Annotated in this window: 16 protein-coding genes; 13 read left to right on the forward strand and 3 right to left on the reverse strand. The window is 73.0% G+C overall.

Features of this window, described 5'->3' with window-relative positions; translation table 11 throughout:
• Position 1: 1 nt before the first annotated feature.
• The 10 genes from IPZ69_RS08415 to IPZ69_RS08460 all read left to right on the forward strand — a co-directional run bounded on the left by IPZ69_RS08415 (position 2) and on the right by IPZ69_RS08460 (position 18013).
• On the forward strand, positions 2 to 3472 hold the full coding sequence (locus IPZ69_RS08415) for a virulence factor SrfB (RefSeq protein WP_235453380.1): 3471 nt from the start codon (positions 2 to 4) through the stop codon (positions 3470 to 3472).
• On the forward strand, positions 3472 to 4992 hold the full coding sequence (locus tag IPZ69_RS08420; protein WP_235453381.1) for a hypothetical protein: 1521 nt from the start codon (positions 3472 to 3474) through the stop codon (positions 4990 to 4992). Before IPZ69_RS08415 ends, IPZ69_RS08420 begins: the two co-directional genes overlap by 1 nt.
• 3 nt (positions 4993 to 4995) lie before the next feature.
• Entirely contained in the window at positions 4996 to 6444 is a 1449-nt protein-coding gene (locus tag IPZ69_RS08425; protein WP_235453382.1) for a hypothetical protein, read from the forward strand.
• A complete protein-coding gene (locus IPZ69_RS08430; RefSeq protein ID WP_235453383.1) occupies positions 6441 to 7769 on the forward strand; it encodes a protein phosphatase 2C domain-containing protein in 1329 nt (442 codons plus the stop codon). The genes IPZ69_RS08425 and IPZ69_RS08430 overlap by 4 nt, the downstream gene beginning before the upstream one ends.
• On the forward strand, positions 7766 to 10255 hold the full coding sequence (locus IPZ69_RS08435; RefSeq protein ID WP_235453384.1) for an Hsp70 family protein: 2490 nt from the start codon (positions 7766 to 7768) through the stop codon (positions 10253 to 10255). The genes IPZ69_RS08430 and IPZ69_RS08435 overlap by 4 nt, the downstream gene beginning before the upstream one ends.
• A gap of 10 nt (positions 10256 to 10265) precedes the next feature.
• On the forward strand, positions 10266 to 11132 hold the full coding sequence (locus tag IPZ69_RS08440; RefSeq protein ID WP_235453385.1) for a hypothetical protein: 867 nt from the start codon (positions 10266 to 10268) through the stop codon (positions 11130 to 11132).
• A gap of 73 nt (positions 11133 to 11205) precedes the next feature.
• Positions 11206 to 13266 carry an Hsp70 family protein gene (locus tag IPZ69_RS08445; RefSeq protein ID WP_235453386.1) on the forward strand — a complete coding sequence of 687 codons (2061 nt, stop codon included), beginning with the start codon at positions 11206 to 11208 and terminating at the stop codon, positions 13264 to 13266.
• An 81-nt stretch (positions 13267 to 13347) separates the two neighbouring features.
• Positions 13348 to 15441 carry a dynamin family protein gene (locus tag IPZ69_RS08450; RefSeq protein ID WP_235453387.1) on the forward strand — a complete coding sequence of 698 codons (2094 nt, stop codon included), beginning with the start codon at positions 13348 to 13350 and terminating at the stop codon, positions 15439 to 15441.
• On the forward strand, positions 15441 to 17000 hold the full coding sequence (locus IPZ69_RS08455) for a dynamin family protein (protein ID WP_235453388.1): 1560 nt from the start codon (positions 15441 to 15443) through the stop codon (positions 16998 to 17000). The genes IPZ69_RS08450 and IPZ69_RS08455 overlap by 1 nt, the downstream gene beginning before the upstream one ends.
• Positions 16997 to 18013 (forward strand): hypothetical protein, encoded by a 1017-nt coding sequence (locus tag IPZ69_RS08460; RefSeq protein ID WP_235453389.1) that lies wholly within the window; start codon positions 16997 to 16999, stop codon positions 18011 to 18013. The genes IPZ69_RS08455 and IPZ69_RS08460 overlap by 4 nt, the downstream gene beginning before the upstream one ends.
• 268 nt (positions 18014 to 18281) lie before the next feature.
• On the opposite strand, the gene IPZ69_RS08465 is transcribed toward IPZ69_RS08460, so the two are convergent.
• Entirely contained in the window at positions 18282 to 19880 is a 1599-nt protein-coding gene (locus IPZ69_RS08465; protein ID WP_235453390.1) for a glycerol-3-phosphate dehydrogenase/oxidase, read from the reverse strand.
• The gene (locus IPZ69_RS08470) at positions 19877 to 20476 is read right to left on the reverse strand and encodes a TetR/AcrR family transcriptional regulator (RefSeq protein WP_235453391.1); all 600 of its coding nucleotides are present in this window, start codon (positions 20474 to 20476) and stop codon (positions 19877 to 19879) included. The genes IPZ69_RS08465 and IPZ69_RS08470 overlap by 4 nt, the downstream gene beginning before the upstream one ends.
• A gap of 77 nt (positions 20477 to 20553) precedes the next feature.
• Here IPZ69_RS08470 and IPZ69_RS08475 point away from each other — a divergent pair, with 77 nt between their 5' ends.
• Positions 20554 to 22149 (forward strand): FAD-binding oxidoreductase, encoded by a 1596-nt coding sequence (locus IPZ69_RS08475; RefSeq protein ID WP_235453392.1) that lies wholly within the window; start codon positions 20554 to 20556, stop codon positions 22147 to 22149.
• 91 nt (positions 22150 to 22240) lie between these two features.
• Positions 22241 to 23122 (forward strand): YegS/Rv2252/BmrU family lipid kinase, encoded by an 882-nt coding sequence (locus tag IPZ69_RS08480; protein WP_235453393.1) that lies wholly within the window; start codon positions 22241 to 22243, stop codon positions 23120 to 23122.
• An 88-nt stretch (positions 23123 to 23210) separates the two neighbouring features.
• On the opposite strand, the gene IPZ69_RS08485 is transcribed toward IPZ69_RS08480, so the two are convergent.
• Positions 23211 to 24473 (reverse strand): PucR family transcriptional regulator, encoded by a 1263-nt coding sequence (locus IPZ69_RS08485; protein WP_235453394.1) that lies wholly within the window; start codon positions 24471 to 24473, stop codon positions 23211 to 23213.
• A 215-nt stretch (positions 24474 to 24688) separates the two neighbouring features.
• Here IPZ69_RS08485 and IPZ69_RS08490 point away from each other — a divergent pair, with 215 nt between their 5' ends.
• Positions 24689 to 25966: an acyl-CoA dehydrogenase family protein gene (locus IPZ69_RS08490; protein ID WP_235453395.1), complete on the forward strand. Its 1278-nt coding sequence runs from the start codon at positions 24689 to 24691 to the stop codon at positions 25964 to 25966.
• Positions 25967 to 25971: the final 5 nt, after the last annotated feature.

Below are 25971 nucleotides of genomic sequence, written 5' to 3' on the forward strand. Positions count from 1 at the left end.
CATGAGCAACGAGCTGACCATCACCTTCAGCGTGCCGCCGGGCGGCCCGGCCTCCGGTGTCGTCCCCATCGGACGCAAACAGTTCCGGCTGCACACCGGACCGGACGGCATCACCCTGCCCGAGGTCCACCTCCAGTCGCAGGAGGAGAGCGGCGGCAGCCGCATGGTGACCGTCCACCTGCCCGCCCGCATCGAGGTCCTCACGCCCAGCGGCGGGCTCGTACCCGCCCACGTGGCCCAGGCCCTGGTGGACTGCTGGGTGCCCCAGGAGTTCACCTCGCTCACCGTCGACGGGCCGCGCACGCTGTCCTCCGACACCCCGCTGCCGACGGCCCTCGTCCACCCCGTGTCCGGACCGCCGCTCGCCCCGGACGACGAGCCGCTGCGCCTGGAGGTCCTGTGGAGCGCGGACTTCGCGTCCGACGACCACGCGGGCACCGCGCGAGGCAGGGTGCTGCTGGAGTTCGCGCCGCCGGGCGAGGCCCCGGGCCCGCCGCCACCGGTGGAGGACGACGAGGAGTTCCTGCTCCTGCGGGACGTCACGGGCACCACCCACGAGCACGAGTTCGTCGTCATCGACTTCGGTACGACCGCGTCCACCGCGACCCTGCACGACCCGACGCGAATCCGGGCCCGGCTGGTCGACCCCGCGCAGACCATGTCCCTGGCGGAGAACCTGACCGAGCTGCTCGCGCCGCCCGCCGACGCGCCGGCCGAGTGGCGCAAGGAAGTCGAAGGCCTGCTCTCCGGCACCATCGCACTCCCGCGCCGCGGCGCGGAGATCTCCGGTGCCGAGGCACTGGCCCGGGTGGGCGACGCCGACGTGGCCGACGCCCTGATGCTGCGCGTGGAGGCGCTGCGCGAACAGGCCGGCTCGGAGCTCCGGCAGTGGCTGAACCGGCGCCTGCACAGTGGTTACGCCGACGTCATCGGCACGCCGCCGCTGCACCGGCACGGCCTGCGCTCCGTCGAGTACGAGGACGTGTCCGGCCAGCTCACCAGCGCTCCCGCCAGCACGCTGCGCGAGAAGGACTACGAGGACGGGACCACCCCCGACCATCCCAGGGACCGCCGCTTCGCCCTGCACGGGGGCCTGACCGGCATCAAGCGTGCGGCGCTCCAACTGACCCCCGAGCCGGTCGTGGGCACCGACATGTCGGCCGACCACCTGGCCCAGCACATGTACCTGCTGTTGGTGGAGGGGGCCGAACAGACCACGCTCAACCCGGCGTTGAACACGATGAGCAAGTTCGCCACGGTCGTCGTGACGTATCCGACGACCATCCTGCCGGAGGTCCGGGAGAAGCTGGGCAAGCTCGTCCGTGCGGCACTCGGCGGCCCACGGGTCGTCATGGACTTCGACGAAGGCCTGGCCGCCGGGCTCTTCTTCCTGATGAGCGACCTGACCGACAACCTCAACGCGGGCCTGGAGGCGCTGCGCGCACGCTGCCGCCGCGTCGGGGAGAAGCAGGACCCGCCCACCTGGCAGCGCATCATGCTCGTGATCGACATCGGGGGCGGCACCACCGACATCGCGCTGCTGCGGCTGACGCTGGTCGACCAGACCCCGAAGCTGGCACCGGGCCAGGAGTTCGTGGCGGGCCGCGACTACCGGCTGGAGCCCGAACTGCTGGGCTCCACCGGCCACGAGCGGCTCGGCGGTGACCTGCTGACGCTGCAGGTCTTCTACTGGATCAAGGCTCGGCTGGTGGACGAACTGAGGCCGACGGCACGGCCGGAGACGGACGACGCCGGCGGCGCCGGGGCGGCGCAGGGGAGCGCCCCGACCGCGACGGCCGACCAGAAGCCCCGCCGCTCGTACGCGGAGACCGTGGCCGAACAGGCCGCGGACGAGCTGGACACCCTCGTGTCCGACGAGGTCCGCCGGGTGCTCGCGAGCGAACTGCCCACCGACTGGATCGGCGTGGAGGACTCGACCGAGCGGAACCGGCGCAAGCAGCGCTTCGACCAGCTGTGGCGGCTCGCGGAACAGAAGAAGCGGGAGCTGGGGGCGCCGGGTGCGCAGCAGGCCGTACTGGAGCCCGACAAGGTGGCCAACATCCTCAACGCGGGACCGCACCGGCTGAGCGAGGTGCGCGGGGAGATCACCCTGGACTCCGGCCAGTTCGACAAGCTGGTGCAGCCGGTGCTGCGGCGGGCGGCGGCGCTCGGCGCCGACCTGGTCCGCGGTTCCTTCCGGCGGATCCTGGAGGAGAACGCGCAGCGGCGCGAGCAGGGTCTGCGGGAGCTGCCCGAGCCGCAGCTCGACCAGGTGGTGCTGTCGGGCCGTACCAGCCGGATGGCGCAGCTCAAGCTCCAGGTCGAGGCGGAACTGCGGCAGAACGGGACCGACGGCGAGGGCGAGGGGAAGCTGGGCTGGCACGAGGCCACCCAGTTGTCCGCGGAGGTGGCGTTCGCCAAGGAGGCGACCTCGCTGGGCGCGGCCTGGGCCCACACGGTGCGCAACGTCGCCGGACAGATCGACCACGACACCCACAACGGCGGACGCACCGGAGCCACCGTCCGGCTGAGCGACCTGGACATCAGGCTGCAGGGCCTGTTCTCCAGCCTGCCGGCCGACTTCGGGCCGCGCGGCCAGATGGAACGCGTCACGCCGCTGCTGCGGGCGGGCGACCCCTACATCGAACTGGACGGCTCGGGCCGGCTCGGGGTGCGGACCGGCTGGAACCCGCTGAGCCGGGTCCTGTCGATCCACCGGTACATCGGACCGGGCGACTCCCTGCAGTGGGGTGTGTTCGACCTCGCTCTCTCGGCGAGCGCGGAGGGCTTCATCCCCAGCCCGTCGGTCTGGCGGCCGCCGAGCGGCAGCGGGCGCGGGGTGCGCTACCAGCTGGAGCTGGACAACCGGCTCGTCCCCCACATCCTGCTGTGCAACGGACCGGCCCATCTGCTCGTCGAGGGACGGGCGCTCGAACTCGACGGCGCTGCCCCCGGGCTCGCCTTCGACGCCGACCTGCCCAGCTGCTCCGTACCGGGCCGGATCTGCGTGAGCGCCGGCACGGACGACAACGGCGAGCGACAGCTGGTCGAGGTGTTCCCGCCGTCCGAGGCCGAGCTGGACGGAGACGCCGCCGTGTCCCCGACCGGCTATCTGCCGGAGTCCTTCCACGAGACGCTCGACCTGCACGAACTGCCCCAGCCGGGACGCCGGGCACGGATCACCGTGCCGCCCACCGAGGTCAAGGGCAGCTTCAGCTACGAGTTCTACCTCGACCGGGGCGACGGCGCCCCCGTCTACCTGGGCTACCTCACCGCAGTCCAGGACGGCCAGCACCACGCCACCCTCGACGCCCGGGGACGGCTGCGCGTGCACCGGGGCGTCGTTCCCTACCTGCCGGCCGGATCGCTGCGCCAGGTGGAGGAGTTCCCCGGACGGGTGCTGCGCGAGCGGATGGACCGCCCGACCACCAGGTTCAACCACCACTGGGACCCCAACAGCGGGAGGCACTGATGAGCGACGCGGAAGCGGTCGCGGCGGAGAGGGGAGTCCGCGGGCGGCTCATGGCCTGCGCCGAAGAGCTGGCCACGGTCATCGACGCGCGGTCGGAGTGCGGCCGGGCCGTAGTCGTCGCGCTGGACGGGTTCTGGCGCTCCTTGCAGGCGATCGCGGGGCACGAACCGCCGTACGTGGAAGACCCGCATGAGGTCCTGGTGTCCCTCGACCGGTCACGGTTCGAGCTGAGCTGGGCCTTGCGCGAGGCCGCCCTGGTCGAGGTGAGGACACCTCGTGAGGCGGGGCGGGACGACGGCACACCGGTGGTGGTGACGGAGACGACCGGCGCGGCGGACACGAGCACGAGCGACGGTCCGGCTCGGACGCAGGACGAGCCGAACCGACCGCGGACGGCTGAGGCGGATCCGCCCGACGAGGAGTCCGCGGACACCCGTCGCGATGTCCCTTCCGGAACGGGGCAGGGCGAGGTTGAGGGTGCGGATTCCGGGTTGGACGCCCAGGACGGCACGGCCGAGTCCGAGTCCGAGGCCCCGGACGGCGATGCGCTCACGGACCTCGTGAAGACGCTGAAGGGCCTCGAAGAGGGCCTGCTGAAGGAGCAGAAGGGTTACCTGCCGTCGGCGCAGCGTCGGGCCGACGCGGCGGTCGAGTCACGCGCGGAACTGGTCGCCCGCATGTGGCAGCGCATCCACGTGGCCCTGCTCCGGCTGCCCGCCGACGCCCGCGTGAGGTGGCGTGCCAAGGCAGCGGTGACCGTGTCGGAAGCGGGCTTCGCCGTGCCGCGCAAGGATGCCGTCGATCCCGACGTGGTGGTACCCGGGCTGCCGGACGGGCTGTGCGAGGCCCGGCGGCTTCCTCTCGACTTCGCCGACCCGGCGGAGACCGCCGCACAGTCGCGCCCCGAGATCCTCCAGGAGCTGGGGCTCTCGGAGGAGGGGATCGGCAGGCTGGAGTCGTCCGACCTCCGGCTCGCGTGGGCCGCCCGCGCCGAGCAGGCCCTGTGCCTGGTGGAACTCGACCCCGAGTTGCGTATCGCGCTGGTCCAGGAACAGCAGCCCGAGGGCCTCGCCACCCAGGAGCAGCGCGGTGCTTACACCAACGCGCTGCTGGGACATCTGCGCTCCGCCGGCCAGGGACTGCAGGCGAAGGGATGGAGCGAGGACAGCCGGCTGGGCGCCGCGCACAAGCTGGACATGGTGCTCGGCGGCCTGGTCCATCAGCGGCCCGCCGCACCCGACAGCTGGTGGTTCGACTGGCGTACGCGCGTCTCGCGGCTGCTGATCCCGCTGGCCATGTCCGCGAAGTACGAGGTGATCATCAAACCCCTGGAGGAGCTACGCCGGGACACCCTGAAGGACTGCACGATCCCGGAGACCGTCAAGGGAGTGTCCGGGGCGAGTGAACTCGACGTGCAGTGGGTCGTGTGGACGCCGCTGCGGTCCTACGCGGGCGGAGGGCCCAACGACCACAGGGGCCGTCTCGTCGTACTCCCCGCCGACGTGCGCTCGCGGGGGTGAGCGATGACGTCGGAACGTACGGGGACCGCGCACGGGATCCTCCCCGTGTGCCACTCGCTGGCCGCCACGGTGACGGGGCCGGCGAACGGCCTCTCGTCCCGGCTGGTGGAGGATCTGACCGCGACGGCGGATCCGTCGCCGTGGGCCGATACGCCGCCGCCGGTCGTGCTGCGCGTCGTCGTGCTGCGCACCGGAGCCAGTACGGCCGGTCTGGTCCCGTTGCTGACGGGGGCCCGGCTGTACGAACCGGCCGCCGTGCCGGGGCCCGTACCGCTCGCCCACTCCCATCTGCCCGCCGGACAACCCGAGTTACGTCTCGATGCCGAGCAGCGCGGGACACTCGACCGGCTGGCGTGGCGGCTCCTGCGCGCCGCGGCCGAGACCCCGGGCGGGCGGTCCGTGACCGTCGACCGGTACGAGACGGTCACCTGGCTGCGGGTGCGGGCGGCTCAGGGGCGCCGTTCCTTCTTCCGCGCGGCGTACGCGGGAGAGGACGCCGTGGCCCGCACCTGGCGGCGCGTCCAGGACGTGACGTCGGCGGGCCTGGCCCTCGGCGTCCCGGCGGCCGAGACCCTGACCCGTACGCCCGTGACCCTGGCCGTCGGCTTCGCCGGTGAGCCGCTGCCGTGGCCCCTGGCCGACGCGCTGGGCGTGGGCGTGACGGTGACGGACGTGCCCGTGCCCGAGGGCGCGGCCGGCCTCCGGCGGGCCCGGGATCTGGTCGACGGCGCGCATCTCGTGATCGCGGCGGCGCCGCATGCGGAACTGTCCGGCCCTGAGGCGCTGCCCGGGACGTTCCGCACGCTGCTGGCGGCGGCCGTGGGCGGGCCGTGCCACGCGCCGGTGGCGTTGGTCTCCGCCGTGACGCACCATCGGGGCCTCGCCCTGCTGGACGGCCTGGGCGGCTGGCTGCGCGGCGCCGTCCCGGACACGGTGGGCCCCGCCGCGCGGGGGCTGCCCGTGTACGCCGTGGCGCTGCCGCGCGCGCGACACGCCCTGGACGTCCTGCTGCGCCGGGAGGACCGCGGAACTCCCGTCGTCCAACGGGCCCGGCACGCCTGGGCGACGTCCGGCATACCGGCCCTGTGCTCCGCCGTGCTCGGGCCCGCCCTGCACGACGCGCGCACGGTGGCGGCCGAACTGAGCACGCGGCGCCTGCGGGCGGCGCTGCACGACATCCGGCTGGAGGCCGGCGCCGGGACGGGTGGCGCGAGCCGGACCGCCGCCGAGGCGCTGTCGCGGGACGTGCCTCCCGACCAACTCTGGGACGAGCTGGACCGGTTCGTGACGGTGCCACTCGCCCGGCGGGCCGTCCAGCGGCTGGAGCGAACGGACCGCAACCGTGCGACCGCCGCGTGCGGCGCCGATACCGCCGCACAGTTCTCCGGTCCCGTCCCGCCGCGGTACCGGGCCGACCATCCGGACGACACACGGGGAGCCACCAGAACATGACCACCACCACCTGGCTGATCGTTTTTCTCGTCCTGTCGCTCGCGGTGAACGCCGTCCTGACGGTGTGGCTGACCAGGCTGCGCCGTATGCCGCGGCCCGTGCCGGCGAGGCCGGCCGCGCCGGTCCTCGGGCCCTCGACGCAAGAACTCGCGCACCTCCGCGCGCAGTTGGAGGTGGCGCGGCAGGAGAAGGGCTCGGTCGAGCAGCTGTTGCGCGGCCGCGAACAGGAACTCGCCCGGCTGCGCACGCTCTACCGGGAGGCGCAGGACAAGGGGACGGAGTCCCCGGGGCGGGAGGAGATCGCCGCCGCGCTGCGGCAGGTGCGGGCGCTGCAGGACGTCGTCCGCAAACTGACCGCCGAGCGGGACGCGGCCCGGTCGGACGTCGAGCGGATGAGACAGCGCCTCGCGGAGGCGGAGGCCCGCGGCGACGCGCCCTTCGGGCCGGACGCGGTGTCCCCGGCGATCCCGCGCCGCATCCCGCTCGGCCGGGACGCGACCTCGGACAGCAGCGTCGACGGGGCCGACCTCGGGCCGGTCGTCGTACGGGCCGCGTCCGTGCGCGGGGCCCGCGCACGGGAGGAGGGCGAACACCGGCGCGACGCGTTCCTGTTGCGATTCGTCGAGGAGCTGCCCACCCCGACCCTGCTGAGCGCCGTCGCCGCCGGGGCCCCGCACGGCCGCCGGACACAGTCGGCCGCCGACCGCGCCTGCCGCAACCTCGCCGAACAGGTGGCCCGGTACGGAGAGGCGCTCGGTCATCAGCTGTTCAAGCCGACCGGGTCCGACGACGACCTGACCGCGCTGCTGCGGACCGCGCTGCAAGGAGTCGCGCACTCCATGCGGTTGCTGACCAGGGGAGAGGGGCCGGAGGGCGAGTCCGACGACGCGGCCCTCGAAGTGGCGCTGACCGGACTGCTGTCCCGGCTCGGAGACAGCCGGCAGCGCGAGCACGTGGCGTTCGGCGTCGGCGACGGCGCCCTCATGCTGCTGCGCGACGGCACCTGGCGGCCCGTCTTCACCCCGGGGACGACGGCGACCGAGCAGGCGCTGCGCCTGCCCGCCGCCGCGCCGAAGGTGCGCTGCGCACGTCTGACGACACAGCCCGGCGACCTCGTGGCCCTGTGCAGCGCCCCCATGGCGGAACTCCTGCTGCGCGCCGAGGCGGGGGACTGGTTCGCCACCCGGTGGGCAGGCCGCCAGCCGTACCTCACGACGTTCCTCTCCGAGGTCAACGTGCCCGTACGGGTGGCCGGGGGAGACCGCAGCGTCGTCTGTCTCTGGGACTTCGGCGACGCCCGCGAGGCCAGGTCGGCCGCCTCATGACCGGTGGAACCCTCGGCACCGGAATGCGCATGGACGCCGCCTCCCTGCTCCTGGACGACACGGCGGTCCGGGGCGGCGAACGGGAGGAACACGTTCTGGCGGTGGACTTCGGCACCTCCACCACCCGTGCCGTCCTCGTCGGCGCCGACGGCCGCGACCGGGTGGTCAAGGACCCGATGAGCGGCTCGTGGCGCTGGGCGTCGGCGGTGTTCGCCGACGAGACGGGGCTGCGTTTCGGAGCGGCGGCGCAGGCCGGGCAGCAGGTCGACCCGGCGCGGTACCTGCGGGAGTTCAAACGGCTGCTCGGCCAGCGGGAGTCGGTGCGGCTCGGCGGGACGGCCGTGTCCTGCACGGAGTTGGTGGCACGGCTGCTCGCCGCCGTACGCGACGAGGCCACCGCCATGCTGCCCGCGGGCGCCCAAGTAACTCGCGCCGTCGTCACGGTGCCCGCCGGCTACGCCCCGGAAGGGCTCCAGTGGACCGCCATGCTCCAGGCCTGCGAACGCGCCGGATTCGAGGACACCGAGCTGCTGTCGGAACCGGTGGCGGCGGCGCTGGGCTGCCGCCCCCCGGAACACCTGCCGGCCGGAGCGACCGCCCTCGTCTACGACCTCGGTGGCGGCACCTTCGACACCGCTCTGCTGCGCTACGACGCCGACCCGCGCGACGACGGCACGGCGGCCCTGAAGCCACGGGTCCTCGGCCACGCCAGCCTGGACTCGTGCGGCGGCCGGGACATCGACGGCGCCCTGATGAGGTGGCTGCGCTCGACCTGTGCGCAGTGGCTGGAACCGCTGCTGGCCGACGGCGATCCGGCGGCCCTGGGCCGGGTCCTGGCCCTCGCCGACTTCGCCCGCAAGGTCAAACACCGGCTCAGCGGCGTGGACGCGGTGGAGGACAGGCTCTTCCCGGAGTCGCCGGTGGTCCAGCTCAGCCGGGAGCGGCTCGTCGTCCTCTGCCAGGACCTGATCGCGCGGACGGTGGACTGCTGTCGGGGTCTCCTGCACCGGCACGACGTCTCGCCCGACGACATCACCCACGTGCTCATGACCGGCGGCGGTTCCCGAATGCCCGCCGTCCGCAGTGCCGTTGAGGCTGCCCTGCGGCGCCCGCTGACGCGTGCCGAGGACCCGGACCTGGCCGTGGTGCTGGGCGCCCGGCTGTGGGCGGCCGGACAGGGCGGCCGACGGCTGCCGGCACACCGGCCCGCCCCCGGCACGGAGGCGTTGTCGTGGTGCATCCCGGGCGGTTCCGCCCGGCTGGTCCGCTGGCTGCGCGCGCCCGGAGACGCGTACGGCGCGGGGACCTCGCTGGCCCGCGTGCGCCTGACGGACGGCTCGCTCCACGACCTGACGGCCGCCGGACCAGGCCGCGTCCTGCGTCGGCACGCCGCGCCCGCCCAGCGCGTGGCCGACGGCGACTGGCTGGTGACCAGCCGAAGGCCGCCGCACGTGGCGGAGCTGCCGGCGGTGCCCCGGCCGCTCGCGGACCACGAGGTCCAGGGCCCGGTGCTCGCCGTGGCGTGGAGCCCCGACGGACGCAGGCTGCACGCCGCCGGAGACGGCTGGGCGCACACGTTCGACGCCTCCGCCTGGAAGCCGTCGGGCGCCTTCCCCGAAGCAGGCCCGGGCAGGTTCCTCGCCGTCGACGGCTCGGGTCTCCGGATCGCGTTCGTGACGCGGGACGGGGAGGCCGCCGTCGCCGCCGTGGACGGCCTCACCGCTGCGGCGGCGCTCGGCACCGGACCGGTTCCGGGCCCGATGGCCTTCGGGCCGGCGGGCGGCGTACTCGCCGTCGCCCGCCATGACGCGGCCGTAGACCTCCGTGTCGTCGGGACGGCGGGAACGACCGATGCGGTACGGGTCCTGCGCGTCCCGGCCGACGACGTCACCGACGGCGCTCCCCGGCAGGCGGCACGGATCAGGGACCTCGCCTTCGACCCGACCGGACGGCGGATCACGGCCGTCAGCCGGGTGCGCCGCGCGGAAGGGCGCGTCACCACCTGGCGGGTCGGCGACGGCGAGGTGCTCGCCGACCTGCGGCTCGACACACCCGTCGAGAGGGTGGCGTACGGCAGCGACGGCCGGCTCGCCGCCTCGGGGCCCGGAGGCGGTCCCCGCTCGCGCCTCGGTCCCGAGGCCGTCGTATGGCTGTGGGAGACGGACGAAGCGGGTGTGCTCCACCCGGTGTCCGCTCCCGACCCGACCCCTTCGTTCCTCGCGCGCAGAAGCCACGGGTACGCGCCGGCCGTCGCGTTCGGACCCGACGGGTTGCTGCTCGCCGAGGGCGGCCAGGACGGGTCGGTCCGGCTCTGGGACGCGGAGTGCCGCCGCGAAGTACGGACCTACACCGCCGACGGCGTGGTCCGGACACTCGCGTTCTCGCCCGACGGCCATGTGCTCGCCGTCGGCACCGACCAGGGACTGACCACATGGGCCCTGGGAGCGGTGCCGGATCCCCAGCCACCGAAGAACGACTGCCGATAGCGAGGAAGCCGTGACGACCATCCGTCTGCTCGACCTCTACAGCAAGGCGCTCGACGAACTCCAGGCGTCCCTGGGCGAAGCGGCGCCCGCGGACGAACTCGCCAACGCACTGGCCACGTTGACGCCCCGGCTGCCCGACGGCCGGCCCGACCCGCGGGCGGCCGCCTACGCGGACGCCGTCAAGTCGGCGCTCTCGCTCACCCTTTACGCCGTACGCGATGCCCGTGCGCCGCGTGTCGGCCCTGCGTCGGGCCACGCGACGAGCGCCCGTGACGTCAAGTCGCCGGGGCACGCGACGAGCGCGGCACCCGGACCCGTCAAGGGGCTGGCGACGGCGCTCCGTATCTGGCTCGCCCCGGGCAAGGCCGCGCCCGCTCCGGTCCCGGCCCGGGTCCCTCCTTCCGGTCCGGTCCTGGTGACGGTCGCCAAGGTGCTCGACGGATTCCGTGCCGCGCTGGAGGAGGCGGACCAGGCGGCCGCCGCCGCGGCCCCGCCTTCCCGGTCGCCCGAACGGATGCCGTGGAGCGAGGACGACGAGCTGATCGACATGCTGCACGACGTCCTGGCGGCCCGAGTGCGGGGGCGCGAGGGTTTCGCCCTGGCCCGCATCGAGGACCTGGCGGAGACCCTGGCGGCGCGGGGCATCCAAGCGGTGTCCTACGACCCCGAGGACACCGGCTTCGCGGGTGACGCGCGGTGCTTCGACTTCGTCGAGGGCGCCCGGCCCGGCGCGCCCGGCATGACGCTGATGCCCGTGCTGATCGACGACACCGAGGACGACAGGATCCTGCGGCGGGGCCGGGTCAGGCCGGCTCCGGGGCCCCGCCCGACCGCGGGAGACGCGGACGCACCACCCCGTAACGAAGCAACCCACTGAATTCCGCGGATCGCCGTCCGAGCCCGGCCACCAGGCCACCGGACGGCGTCACTTCACCACAAGGGGGACCCACGTGACCGCCGAGACCTACACCAGCACCACCACCCCAGGCACCACGACCGAAGGCACCACAGCCGCCGCGATCACCACCGCTGAGGAATCCACCATCGCCGTCATCGGCTTCGATCTCGGCCACGGAGACACTGCGCTCACCAAGGTCCATGTGGGCACCCGCGCGGGCGGTGCCTCGCTCGGAGACCGCAACGCGCCTCCCGAGATCATCGAGTTGGGAGGGGACCGCAAGCAACTCGTCACGGCCGTCTCGGTGACGGACGACGGCCAGGTCCTGATCGGTGAGGACGCACTCGATCACCAGGGCACCCGAAAGTACGTCGCCTTCAAGTCCCCGGACCTGGAAAGGGCGGAGGTCCGCATGCCGCTGGAGCTGTTCGCGCGCCGCGTCGTCCAGGACGTACGCGCGGCCCGCCTCGGCGACGCCCCCAAGGTCCGGTGGGTCTTCGGCCACCCGTCGGGCTGGACAGCGGACCAGGTCGCCGACTACCGGGACCTGCTGGCGGAGGTCTGCGCCCCCGACGACGTCAGCCTCATCCCGGAATCGCGGGCCGCCCTGCTGTACGCCCGTGACGCCGGCGACATCCCGGAGGCCGGCTCACTGACCAGTTCCGCACTCGTCGCGTCGACACTCATCGTGGACATCGGTTCGTCGACCACGGACTACACCTCGGTCGTGGACGGTACGGGGCGCCCGGTCGACCACGGCAACGTCGTCCTGGGCGCCCACCTGATCGACAAGACCCTGCTCGCGCTGGCCATCGACCGGTCGCCGGACGCCCCGCGCCTGCGGGCGGAGTTGGACCGGACCCCGGGTGCGGCCGAGCAGCTGGAGATCTCCGCCCGCAAGCTCAAGGAGAGCTTCTTCGCCACCAACCCGCAGCGCTTCCAGCGCAATCCCAAGTTGCGGGTGCGCAGGACCGAGGAGGTCTTCACGGCGGACAACGACGTCATCGAGCTGCTCCTCGCGATCGGGCAGGACGACATGGACCGCATCCTCTCCCAGCCTCTTCCCGCTCTCGCCAACCGGACCTGGCCGGAGGCCTTTCGCCAGGACCTCGCGGCGGCTCTGGAACACGCGGGCGAGGACCTGGAGTTGGTCCTGCTCACCGGGGGGCCGTCACGGATGCGTTTCGTCGCTGAGATCGCCCGTGAACTGGCGACCGACGCCCGGGTGATCCTCGGCACGGAGCCGGAGTTCGCCATCGCGCGGGGGCTGGCGCTCGCCGGCCGGATGGACCAGCGTACCCGGGGCTTCCGCGCCGACGTCGAACGGTTCCTCGCCACGGACGCGGTGAGTGGTCTCGTCGAGGAACGACTTCCCGACCTCACCGGGAAGATGGCGGAGACCGTGGCGGGCGGCCTCACCGAGAACCATGTCATCCCGGCGGTCCGTGCCTGGCGGGACGGCGACATCGCGACGATCGACGACATGCGCGATCGGATCGTGGCCGGGGTCGGCGCGGACCTCAACACCACCCACAACGCCGCCCTGCAGAAGATCCTCTCCGACTGGATGGCCGAACTGCGCCCCGAGCTCACCCAGCACACCGCGGTGATCTGCCGCCGGTGGAACCTGGAACCCTCGGCACTGACCCTGCCGGAAGTCACCATGAGCGGCGGCCAACTGACGGTGGAGGTCGACACCTCGGCGGCGACCGACGTGCTCAACAACCTCAGCAACCTGGTCAACGTCGTGATCTCCGGGATCATCGCCGCCACCCTGTTCGGCTCCGGTGCCGCTCTGCTCATGGCCACCGGCCCCTTCGCGGTCCTGGTCGCCGGGGCGGTCATCTTCGCCGGCGTCGACAAGGTCAAGAAGGGGATCATGAGCCAGATCGGGGACAAGGACGTTCCCCGGGTGCTCCGCCGCCTGGGTGGCGAGGCCGGCATGGTGCGCAAGCTGCGGGAGCAGTCCTCGCGGCAGGAGTCCGAACTCGCCGAGGCGCTCTCGTCCAGCCTCCAGTCCGGCGACGGGGGCCGGCTCGCGCGGGAGATCACCGCGTCCATCGAGAAGCAGCTGACCCGCGTCGCGGCCGACGTCGAACTGCTCATCCGCTGAGCGGAATTCCCGGGCCGCATTCACCAGTCTCCACAGCCGCATCCGGCCCCGCCGGGCCGTCCGACACCCTACGGAGTCACCATGAACAGCGCCAACCAGTCCAGCCCGACGGACCCTCCCGACACCGGCGCGAACCCCGCGCACGCCGCGGACGCCGAGTTCGGCGACGGCCGCGGGGAGACGTTCGAGGAAGTGCGCCGACAGATCCTCGACCTCTTCCCCGGCCTGGCCGACCGCGCCCGGCACCAGGCCGGCGAGGAGGCGTTGGCGAGGCTGGAGACCGCACGCCTGCGCCTCGTGGACGGACGCTTGACCGTCCTCGTCTGCGGTGAGTTCAAGCGAGGCAAGTCAACCCTGCTCAACGCCCTGTTGGGGGAGACGACCGCTCTCTGCCCCGTCGGCACCTCGTTCACCACGAACACCGTGACCACCATCTCGTACGCACCGGAAGAACGCATCACCGTCACCCTGGAGAACCCGGACGGAACCACCGAGGAGCGGGAGATCGGGCGCGCCGAGATCGCCCGCTACGCCACCGAGGGCGCCGGACCGTCCGGCGGCGCACGCGTCCTCTCCGTTCGGGTGCTCACCCCCAACAAGCGCCTGGCCGGCGGCTTGACGCTGGTCGACACACCGGGCGTCGGCGGCGTCCACCGGGACCACACGGCGGCGACGGCGGCCTTCCTGCCCGGGGCCGACGCGCTGCTCTTCGTCACCGATGTCCTCAAGCCACTGAGCGAGGGCGAACTGGCCTTCCTGCGGCGCGCCATGAAGGCCGCGCGCACGCTCGGGGACGCCGAGGGCCAGATCTTCGTCCTCAACAAGACGGACGCGGTACCCGACTACGACGAGATGCTGCGCAACACCGTCGACAAGCTCGTCCGTACCACCGGTGTCCCCGCCGACCGGTTGACCGTGGTGCCCGTCTCCGCCCGCGCCCGGCTCGACCACCTGGTCTCCGGGGACCCCGAAGACCTGGAGCTGAGCAACTTCGTCACCCTCCAGGACGTCCTGTGGTCGGCGCTGTCCCGACGCCGCGCCCAGGTGTTGCTCGGCGGCGCGCTCGACGCCCTGGACGCCTGCGCCTACGCGCTGATCCGCCCCTGTGAGGCGGAGGCGGCCGCGCTGGGCGAGCACCAGGACGAGGAGCTCAGGCGCATCACCGAACAGGTGGAGGAGCAGCGGCGCCGCCTCGCCGAACTGGACGACAACACCTCCGAGTGGCGCACCTCGCTACGGGACGCCCTCACCGCGATGCACACGAAGCTGAAGCGCCATGCACAGGACGGCCTGTCCCAGGCGTGGGCCCTCGTCAACGCCGAACACCTCTACGACGCCGCCTATCTGGAGAACCCGGACCGGCTGCTGTCGGACATGACGCTGGAGCTCGCCCAGCTGTTGGGCACCGCGAACGAACTCGCGGCCCGCGAAGCCGCCCGTGTGGTGCGGGAGTTCACCACCTTCAACGGCCTGAAGCTCACGCCCGCGCCGATCGGCCGGGTGCCGGTCCCGCCCGTGCCGGCGTTGCCGCCGGTGGCCCGCCCCGAGGCGAAGTCGGACGCCGAACGACGCAAGCTGATCGGTTCCAGCGCGGGCCTGGCGGCGGGCAGCTCGGCCGGGGGAGCCGCCGGGTTCGCCCTCGGGGCGTTGGTGGGAACGCTGTTCATGCCGGGGATCGGCACCGCGGCCGGGGGGCAGTGGGGAGCCTTCATCGGCTCCGCTCTGGGGGGTGTGGTCGGTACCGCGGCCGGCTACGGCAACGCGGGGCGGACTCTGGACAAGGAGCAGACCGCCGCGAAGCGGGAAGCCCTGCGCCGCGCTCTCGCGCCCCTGCGCAAGGATCAGCAGGCGCAGCTCGACCACGCGATCGCCGAGGTGGTCGCGGAGTGGAGCAACGCGGTGGCCGCAGAGCTCAACAGCCGCATCGCGCAGGCCCGCGAGACGGCCGCGAACGAGCAGGAGCGACTGAGCAAGGCCCGCGAGACGACGGCCCGCGACGCCCTCGTCCGCCGCCGCGAGCTCGACCAGGAACTGCACGAACTCGGCCGGCTCCGGCTGCGGATCGCGGCCCTTGCGGAGGAATCCGCCGGTCTCTGTCGGCCTGCTGACGCAACGTCGGTCGAAGATCCGGACTCCGCCGACGCCCCGTCCCGTCCCGACGACGAGGCCGAGTGATGCTGAAGGACCGGGCCCGGGCGGCCTTCGACCGGGCCGAGAAGCACCTGCCCGGGGAAGACCTCGCACCCGCCCGGCGCCGGCTGGAGGAGATCCGCCAGGGCTTCGAGACCCGCCTGCGGGTCGCCCTGGTGGGCCGGGTCAGCTCGGGAAAGTCGACCCTCGTCAACGCCCTGCTGGAGGAGGAACGCGTCCCCACCGGCGTGACCGAGCTGACCTTCCATGTGACCCGGCTGCGCCGAGCCGAGCGGGAGTCGCTCACCGTGCACTACCGCGACGGCCGTCCAAGTCGGCGGCGCGGTGTGGACGAGTTCCGTGAACTCGTCGTGCAGGCGCACCACGACCCCGCGCGGCAGGCCGAACTGCGTGCCGTGGACTGGCTCGACCTGGACCTCCCGAGCGCCGCCCTCGCCCGCTTCGACCTGGTGGACACCCCGGGTCTGGACTCATGGCTCGGCGAGGACTCGGCGCGGACCCTGCGGTTCCTCGGCCGTACCGGGGCCGACGTGGCCGAGGCCACGGTGGCGCACGCGAGCCGGGCCGACGCGCTGGTCCTGGTGTTCGCCTCGGGACTGGCCGAGTCCGAGGAGCGCCTGCTGGAGGACGTCACGGGCGCGGGACTGCGCAGGGTCGAACCGCTGACGGCGGTCGGCGCGCTCACGAAGGTCGAGTACTTCTGGCCGTACTGCGCCGATCCGATGGCCGAGGGACGGCGCATCGCGGACCGCCTGATGCACCACTCGGGAGGCCACCGCACCATGTTCGAACTCGTCCCGGTGGCAGGCCAGTTGGCGACGGGGGCGACCGCCGGGACGGCACAGGACGTCGCTGACCTCACCGAGTTGGCACAGGTGACGCCGTCCCTGCTCGCCACACGCGTCAGCCGCGGTCCGTACTTCGTCTCGCGCGACTACGCGGACCTGCCCGTACCGCCGCGGCGCAGGGAGGCGCTGTTCCGCCGCTACGGCGGCTACGGCATCGTCCTCGCCTGCGACCTCGTCCGCGAGGGACTCACGGACCGCGACGAGCTGCTGGGCGAACTGCGCCGCCGCAGCGGCGTGGAGCACCTGCGCGAGTTGCTCCTCGAGCACTTCGGCAACCGGGCCACCGCGGTCAAGCTGGACCGCGCCGTCCACGAGGCCCACGCACTGCCCGCCCTGGCGGCCGCCGACGCCGATGCCTGGGTGCGCTGGAGGCTGGAGGAGGCGGCCGAGGAAGTGACACGCCTGCGCCTGACCGAGCACGTGTTCCAGGAGCTGACGTTGCTGCGGCGCATCTACGACGGCTCCTTGGCCTGTACCCCGGACGAAGTCGCGGAGGTCCTGCGGGTGACGGGCGAGAAGGGCGACGCCCCCGCGCAGCGGCTCGGGTCGGCGGAGAACAGCGGGACCGACACGCTGGTACGGACCGCTCTGCGGCGGCAGGCGTACTGGGCCGGCGTGGATCTGGACGTCGCCCGGGGGCCGGAGGTGGCCGAGGCGGCCCGGACCGTGCGGCGCAGCTACGACTTGCTCCTGGACCGGATCCAGGGAGCGCGGGAGGAAAGGAAAGAACCATGAGCCTGGTGCCCCCAGGAATCACACGGCTCGTCTTCGCCGTGGACATCGAGAGCTTCAGCGCCCGGTTGCATCTGGAGCAGATACGGGAACAGGATCGGCTGGCCCTGGTGATGGAGCATGCCCTGGCCAACGCGGGAACCGAGGTCTTCGCCCGCCAGGAGAGCGGAGACGGCATGCTGCTGATCCTCCCGGAGGGCATCGACCAGGCGTGGGTCGTCCCGCGCCTGCTGACCGGGCTGCGCGAGGGCTTGGAGGTGGACAACCGGGGGCGCAGCGGATCCGCCCGCCTGCGGATGCGCGCGTCGGTCGGCGAGGGCACGGTGCACGTGGCCAAGAACGGCTTCGCCAGCGGGGCCGTCATCGACGTCTGCCGCCTGCTCAACTCGGGCCCCCTCAAGCAGGCGTTGCGCGACGCCCCGGACCGGGACCTCGTCACGGCCGTCACCGAACACACTTACGAGCAAGTGGTCCAGCACCACTACCCGGGGCTGGACCCCAGCCACTTCCGGCAGGTCGAGATCAACATCCCGGACAAGGGCTTCAGGCGCCGGGCCTGGATCGACGCGCCCGTGCGGGACGACCCCGAGGCGGGGAAGGACGGCCCGGGGACAGGGGGAAGGGCGCCCGTACCGAGCGGCCCCGCGGCCGTGGAGCGTGGACCGGTCGCCCGGCTCCAGTCACCCGCCGTGCCTGACAGCCCCCGGCGCTCCCCGCGACACGCGGCCCGCGAGGCACTGGACGTCGGCGTGCGCCTTGCCGAAGGCGTCTACCTCGCCAAGGAACTGGTGGGCCATCACGGCGAGGAGAACCGGCACGAGCAGCACGACAGCGGCTCGGGACGCGACTTGGGGCACGATCCGCGACACGGATCAGGGCATGGATCGGGACACGGGTCCGGACCCCACGACCACGTCCACGAGGGCGCGGAGCAGGCGGTGCACGTCGAAGACCTCCACGACACGGCCGGGGACGACTCCGACGACCTGGACGACGACATGGACGACGTCTTCTAGGACTCGGTGAACAGCCACATCGCCCAGGCCACGGCGTGGTACTTCAGCGCCACGATCGAACTCACCAGGCGCAGTTGACTGGCCGTCGCCTCCAGCATCCATGAAGTACTCCACCCGGGCCGCCGGGCCCGTGCCGGACATCCGCGACCTCCTCGGATACACGGCACGGGCCTGCGTCCCCGCGCCTGCGGCCGCCGCCACGAACCCCAGCCACCACGGCCACTGCCCCGTGCCCGCGACTGAGGTCATGCCCGGATTGCGCGTTGTCTCAGTTCTGTCCCGCCAGGGCCTCGCCCAGGATCTCGTCGGCGGTGCGCAGAGCCTCGGCGCGGTCCTCGGGGACCAGGCCGATGCGGGTGCGCCGGTCGAGCAGATCGGCCGCGTCGAGTGCGCCCTCGTGCCGTACGGCCCAGAGCAGTTCGGCGCGGGTCACGGGGTGACCGGGCAGCACGGGTTCCTGCCCGCGGGCGTCGTGGGCGCCGAGCGTCTGGACGGCCTCGGCCTCGGTGCCGTAGCGGCGGACCAGGCGCGCGGGCGCGGCCAGGGCGGCGAGCCGGGCGGGCGCCGCGGCGCCGACGAGCGGGAGCGTGGCGGTGGGCGAGGAACCGGCCTGCAGACGGCGGGCGGTGACGGCGGCGTCGACTGCGTCCTCGGCCATCCGCCGGTAGGTGGTGAGCTTGCCGCCGACCACGGTGACCACGCCGTCCGGTGACGTCAGGACCGCGTGCCGGCGGGAGATGTCGGCGGTCCGGGACGGTTCGCCGGAGCCCTCCGGGGTGGTGTCCAGCAGGGGCCGCAGACCGGCGAAGGCGCCCACGACGTCGTCGCGGTGGACCGGGGCGTCCAGGACGGAACCGAGGACGTCGAGCAGGAAGCCGATGTCGGTCTCCGGTACCTCCGGCACGTCGGGGACGGGACCGTCGACCGGTTCGTCGGTGAGCCCGACGTACACCCGGCCGTCCCCCTGCGGCAGGACGAGCACGAAGCGGTTGGTCTCGCCGGGGATCGGTATGTGCAGCCCGGCGGGCAGGGAGCCCAGCCGTTCGGCGCGCAGCACGAGATGGGTGCCCCGGGAGGGCCGGATCCGGATGCCGTCGATCAGCTCGCCCGCCCACACGCCGGAGGCGTTGATCACGGCCCGGGCCCTGATCTCGCCCTCCTCGCCGGTGAGTTCGTCGCGGACGCGGGCGCCGGACCCAGTCAGCTCCAGCGCCCTGACGCGGGTGAGGATCCGCGCGCCGCGTGCGGCCGCGGTGCGGGCGAGGGCGGTCACCAGGCGGGCGTCGTCGGTGAGCCGGCCGTCCCAGGACAGCAGGCCGCCGCGCAGTCCGTCGGTGCGCAGGGCCGGGGCCAGGTGGCGGGTCTCGGCGGTGGACAGCCGGCGCGGGCGGGGCAGGGTGGCGCGGGCCGTGCGCGCGGCCAGTCGCAGGGTGTCGCCGGCCCGGAACCCGGCCCAGGCCAGGGCCGCCTGGGCGCGCGGGACCAGCGGGGTCAGGGGGAGGACGAACGGCTGGGCGGCCACCAGGTGGGGTGCGGTGCGCTCCATCAGCACCCCTCGTTCGACGGCGCTCTCGTGGGCGACGTCGAGCTGTCCGGAGGCCAGGTAGCGCAGCCCGCCGTGGATCAGCTTCGAGCTCCAGCGGGAGGTGCCGAAGGCGAGGTCGTGGGCGTCGATCGCGGCGACGGTCAGTCCGCGCGCGGCGGCGTCGAGGGCGGCACCGGCGCCGGTGGCGCCGAGTCCGACGACCAGGACGTCCACCTCCGCTCCGCCGACGGTCTTGGCCAGTTCGCGCGTGCGGCGCGCGGCGGACAGCGAGGAGCCGGGGACGGGGCCGGCTGCGTGGGCCGGGCTGCTGGTGGGGCTCATGGGGTGAGGGTCCTCTCCAGGATGGTCCGCAGCTCCGCGAGGAAGGCGGCGGTGGTCAGGTCCGGGTCGTCCTCGTCGGTCATGGTCCGCAGCGACAGGGTGAAGGACTGGACGATCAGCAGCAGGGACCGCGCCTGCAGGTGGGGGTGGCCGGCGCGCACCGATCCGTCGGCGTGACCGTCGCGCAGTCCGCTGGTCAGCAGGTCCAGGAGCGCGTCCTGGCTGGCCCCGCGGCGGTCCAGCACGTAGGGGAGGAGCAGTTCGGGGTCGACGTCGACGATCTTGCCGAAGAGCGGGTGGGCGCGGAACGCCTCCACCCCGGCCACGAGCCCCTCGACGATCGTGTCGCGCGCCGAGCGGTCCGGCCCGGCCTCGGGCATGGCACGCAGGGCCACCCCGACCCACTCACGCGTCATGAGGTCGCCGACGAGGGTGCGCACGTCCGGCCAGCGCCGGTAGAGCGTCATGCGCGAGACACCGGCGCGGCGGGCCACGTCGGTCAGGGTGGTGCGGCGGACGCCGACGGCCAGGACGCAGTCGCGCACCGCGTCGAGCACCGGATCGCTGTCCTCATGGTTGTGACGAATAGGCGTCATGTGTAACAGTGTAACGCCCTTGCGGCGGCGCCCGGCAGACGGGCACGGCGCGGAAACGAGCGATGAGGACAACCGCCATGGACATGCTGTGGAGTGGCTGGGGCGACCCGGCCAAGGCGGCACCGCTGCCCGAGACGGTGATCGGGCTGCTGCGCGATCTGCTCGGCGTCAAGCCCCGCAGTGCCGAACCGCTCCGGCTGGAGGAGATCGCCGTCCCCGCCACGCCGCTCGACGCCGCGGTGCTCCAGGAGCTGTCCGCCGCCGTCGGCGACGAGGCTCACGTCCGTACGGACGCGGAGACCCGGGTCCGGCACACCCGCGGCAAGTCCACGCCCGACCTCCTGCGCATCCGGGTCGGAGACGTCGCCGACACCCCGGCGGCCGTCGTCCTGCCGGCCACGCACGACGAGGTCCTGGCCGTCCTGCGGGTCTGCGCCCGATACGGGCTCGGCGCCGTCCCGTTCGGCGGCGGCACCTCCGTCGTCGGCGGCCTGGCCCCCGAGCGGCGCGGCCCCTTCGTCGCCCTCGACCTGCGCCGCATGGACCAGCTGGTCGAGGTCGACCCGGTCTCGCGCACCGCCACCCTGCAGCCCGGCCTGCGCGCCCCCGAGGCCGAGCGCCTCCTGGCCGAACACGGCTTCACGCTCGGCCACTTCCCGCAGTCCTACGAGTGGGCCACCATCGGCGGCTTCGCCGCGGCCCGCTCCAGCGGACAGGCCTCCGCCGGATACGGGCGCTTCGACGAGATGGTGCTGGGCCTCACCGTCGCCACGCCCGAGGGCACCCTGGAGGTCGGCCGCGCCCCGCGCTCCGCCGCCGGCCCGGACCTGCGCCAGCTGATCCTCGGCTCCGAGGGCGCGTTCGGCGTGATCACCTCGGTCACCGTCCGCGTCCGCCCCCAGCCGCGGGTCCGCCGGTACGAAGGGTGGCGCTTCGCCTCCTTCGAGGAGGGCGGCGCCGCCCTGCGCCGGCTCGCCCAGGACGGACCGCGCCCGACGGTGCTGCGCCTGTCCGACGAGACCGAGACGCTGATCGGCCTCGCCCAGCCCGACGCGATCGGAGCCGACGGAGCGCAGCAGAACGCCGGCTGCCTCGCGATCGTCGGGTTCGAGGGCACCGAGGAGGACACCGCCCGGGGCGGGGAGGCGGCCGCCGCCGTGCTGCGCGAGGGCGGCGGCACGTTCGCGGGAGACGAGCCCGGCGAGCGCTGGGCGCACGGCCGCTACTCGGCGCCGTACCTGCGGGACGCCCTGCTGGACGCGGGCGCGTTCGCCGAGACGCTGGAGACGGCCGCGTTCTGGTCGCGCATCCCCGAGCTGTACTCCGGGGTCCGCACGGCCCTGACCACCGCCCTCACCGACGCGGGCACACCGCCGCTGGTCATGTGCCACATCTCCCACGTCTACGAGAACGGCGCCTCGCTGTACTTCACCGTGGTCAGCGCCCAGGGCGACGACCCGGTCGCCCACTGGGCCCCGGCCAAGCAGGCGGCCAACGAGGCGATCCTCGCCGCGGGCGGCACGATCAGCCATCATCACGGTGTGGGCACGGACCACCGCGACTGGTACGTCCGCGAGGTCGGCGCCCTGGGCGTCGAGGCCCTCCGGGCGGTCAAGCGGCGGCTGGACCCGGACGGTCTCCTCAACCCGGGCGTCCTGCTGCCCACCGACTGACCCGCTCGACCACCCTGCCCCGCCCCCCGCACCACCCGTTCACACTGCCCCAGTACACCGATTCCCGTATCCCGCCCCCGGAGGCTCATCCATGCGACAGTTCACCGCCGTCGTCAACCCCACCGCGGGCGGATCCAGCGCGGCCGCCGCGCTGCTCCAGGTGGCGCGCGTCCTGCGGGAGGCCGGGGCCGAGCTGGAGACGGAGTACAGCCGCAGCCTGGCGCACGCCCAGGACATCGCCCGCGACGCGGGGGAGCGGGGGCGGGTGGTCCTCGCGGTCGGCGGTGACGGCATCACCGGCGGTATCGGCGGCGCGCTGAGCGGCACCGACACCGTGTTCGGCATCGTCCCGGCCGGCCGGGGCAACGACTTCGCCCGGGCGCTGGAGCTGCCTTCCGACCCCGACGCCCTGGCCCGGATCCTGCTCGACGGGGAGCCGCGCCCCGTCGACACCATCGAGGTGCGGTCGGCCGTCCACGACGGGACGGTCGTCCTCGGCAGCGTGTACGCGGGCGTCGACGCGGTGGCCAACCGTCACGCCAACCACGCCCGACTGCTCAAGGGCGCCGCCTCCTACTACGCGGGCGGACTGCGTGCCGTGACCACATGGCGCCCGGCTGACTACCGGGTCACCGTCGACGGCGAGGAGCACGCGGTGCGCGGCTACACGGTCGTGGCCGCCAACTCCGCCTACTACGGCTCCGGCCGGATGATCGCCCCCGGGGCCCGTGTGGACGACGGCCTGCTGGAGGTCGTGATGATCCGCGACGCTCCCCGCCATCTGTTCTTCGCCATGATGAACGAGCTCAAGTCGGGCACCCATGTGGCGCGCCCCGAGGTGCTCGTCCTCCAGGGACGCGAGATCCGTATCGAGGCCGACCGGCCGGTGCCCTACGGCGCCGACGGCGAGGTGGACGCCGTCCTCCCCGTCACGGTGAAGGTCCTGCCCGGCGCGCTGAAGGCGCTGTACTGACGGACGGCAGCGGGCCGGCGCCGCCGTTACCGGGCCGGTCGCGCGGAGACCCGCTGACCGGGCACCCTCGCCCCACGGAAGCACCGCGTCACGACGTCTCGGCCCGCAGGACAGGAGGTCCGAGGTACTGGCACGCGAGCAGCGCCACCCCGAGATCGGTGCGGCGCTCGTGGACCGACTGGCCCATCGCCTCCTCGGCCTTGCTGATCCGGTACTGCACCGTGTTCTTGTGCAGGATCTGCCGATGGGCGGTCGCGGTGTAACTGCACCCGGTCGCGAGGAAGATCTGCACCGTCTCCCGCAGCAGCGCGCAGTGGTCGTCGTCGGTGGCCAGTTCGCCGAGGACACTCCACACCCAGGCCCGCAGTTCGTCGATGTCCTGGCACATCAGGGCGACCGGGGCGACCCGGCTGTACAGGGTGACCCGGTGGCCCGGCGCGGCGGCCAGCGCCATGTCCCGCGCGCGCAGCGCCTGCCGGTGCGTACGCCGGAAGCCGTCGATGCCGTACTCGACATCGCCCGCGCACACGCGTACGGACCGATCGCCGTCCTCGGCCGTGTCCGCCAGCAGCTGCCAGGGCACCTCGCGGCGCCCGCCCAGCGGCAGCCAGGCCCAGGCGAGGGCCTCGTCGCGGGCCACGAACAGCGGCCCGGAGCACAGGTCCAGGGCCGCCACCAGCATGCCGATGAGGCGGTCGAGCCGGGACATCGCCGCCCGGCCGTGGGACCGCTCCGGGACCCACAGCACCAGGCCCACATGGTGCTGCCGGAGCCGGTAGCCCAGGACCGACTCGGTCAGTTCGGGGTCCACCTGCTCGCCGACGAGGATCTCCCGCACCCGGCCGGTGCGGGCGGCGGCCTGGCTCATCAGCCACAGATTGCGCTCGCCCTGGTACGCCTCGACGACCTGTTCGCTGATCCTGTCGATGTAGCCGAAGCTCACGTCCAGCAGGCGGCGGTTGACCCCGGAGAAGGCCTCCTCGTCGGGGCATTCGTGGTCCAGTTCGTCGAGACACCAGCGCAGAAAACGCAAGTGCCCGATCCGGTACGCGCGCACCAGCGCGCTCATCGCGATGTCCCGCTGCGCGAGCCGGCGGGCGTATTCCAATGCCGCCACGGGGGCTTCCGTATTCCGCACCGCGACACCGTGCTCGAGGATGTGCAGCAGGGTGACGACATTCTCCGAAACACTCGACCGCAGCAGGCCCAGGACGGCCGTGTCGCCTCTGAGCTGCGGGACCCTGGCGAGGATATGCCGTGAGACATCCCGGCTGACCTCCGCGGAACGCGCTCCCAGCACCGTTGCCAGAACCGACAGACGCTTTTCCACCTCGGCGCCGCTGACAGCCATGACTTCACCGTAACGCCGCACCCGGACACCGGCAGCGGCACGGGCCCGAACGGTCCGTGCCCGCACGGCGACCGCACGTGCTTCGGTTCCCGCGCACGACAGCCGCCGGAAATCTCGTGTCCCGTGCCCGATGGATTGCGTTCCGCCGCTTCCTAACGTGTCACCGAGGGGGCTTCACGGACCCGGGAGGGGAACCAGGAAGGAGCGTTGGACGGATGAACGCGATGAGCCACGACACGCTGATGCCCATCGACCTCACCACCGTCGGGCCCGGCAACGGGCACCCGGTCATCCAGCCCCCGGTGCTGGGCGATTCCGAGCACACGGACTACTACCTGCTGAACGAACTCCTGGACGACGAGCAGCAGGCACTGCGCCAGAAGGTCCGCGACTTCATGGACAACGAGGTCACTCCGATCATCAACCCGTACTGGGAGCGGGCGGAGTTCCCGCACGTACTCGTTCCGGGCCTCGCGCGCCTCGGCATCAACGGCTTCCAGATCCGGGGGAACGGCTGCCCCGGGATGAGCAACGTGACGGCCGGCATGGTGATCCTCGAACTGGCCCGCGGCGATCTGAGCATCTCCACCTTCTGCGGGGTGCACTCGGCGCTCGCCATGATGTCGATAGCTCTGCTCGGCTCGGAGGAGCAGAAGCAGCGCTTCCTGCCGCCGATGGCGCGCCTGGAGAAGATCGGCGCTTTCGGTCTGACCGAACCCGCGCACGGCACGGACGTCGTCAAGCTGGAGACCACCTCTCGCCGCGACGGCGATTCCTACATCCTCAACGGCCACAAGAGGTGGATCGGCAACGCGACCTTCGCCGACTACGTGATCATCTGGGCCCGCGGCGAGGACGGCCACGTCGGCGGCTATGTCGTCGAGAAGGGCACCCCGGGCTACGAGGCCGAGTTCATCGCCGGGAAGACGGCGCTGCGCTGTGTGCAGAACGCACAGATCAGCCTCACCGACGTCCGCGTGCCCGCCGAGAACAAGCTGGCCAACGTCCACACCTTCCGGGACACCGAGAAGGTCCTGCTGGCCTCGCGCTTCTGCGTGGCCTGGGAGGCGATCGGAGCCGCCGTCGCCGGCTACGAGACCGCGCTGGCCTACGCCAAGCAGCGCAAGCAGTTCGGGATTCCGCTGGCCGCGTTCCAGCTCATCCAGTACCGGCTGTCCCGCATGCTGGCCGACATCACCGACATGCTGTGCATGCAGTACCGGCTCAGCCAGCTGATGGACGAGGGCAAGATCAACATGCCCCGGGTCGCCCTGGCCAAGATGCACTACACCGAGCGCGCCCGGGCGATCCTCGCCGACGCCCGCGACATGCTCGGCGGCAACGGGATCCTGCTCGACTACCACGTCGCCCGGCACCTGTGCGACATCGAGGCGATCGACACGTACGAGGGCACCGACACCGTGCAGGCGCTGATCGTCGGCCGCGACATCACCGGCTACAACGCCTTCGTGCCGATGGCTCCCGGCCAGTGAGGCAG

This window comes from Streptomyces olivochromogenes (assembly GCF_021538895.1).
Taxonomy (GTDB): domain Bacteria; phylum Actinomycetota; class Actinomycetes; order Streptomycetales; family Streptomycetaceae; genus Streptomyces; species Streptomyces olivochromogenes_A.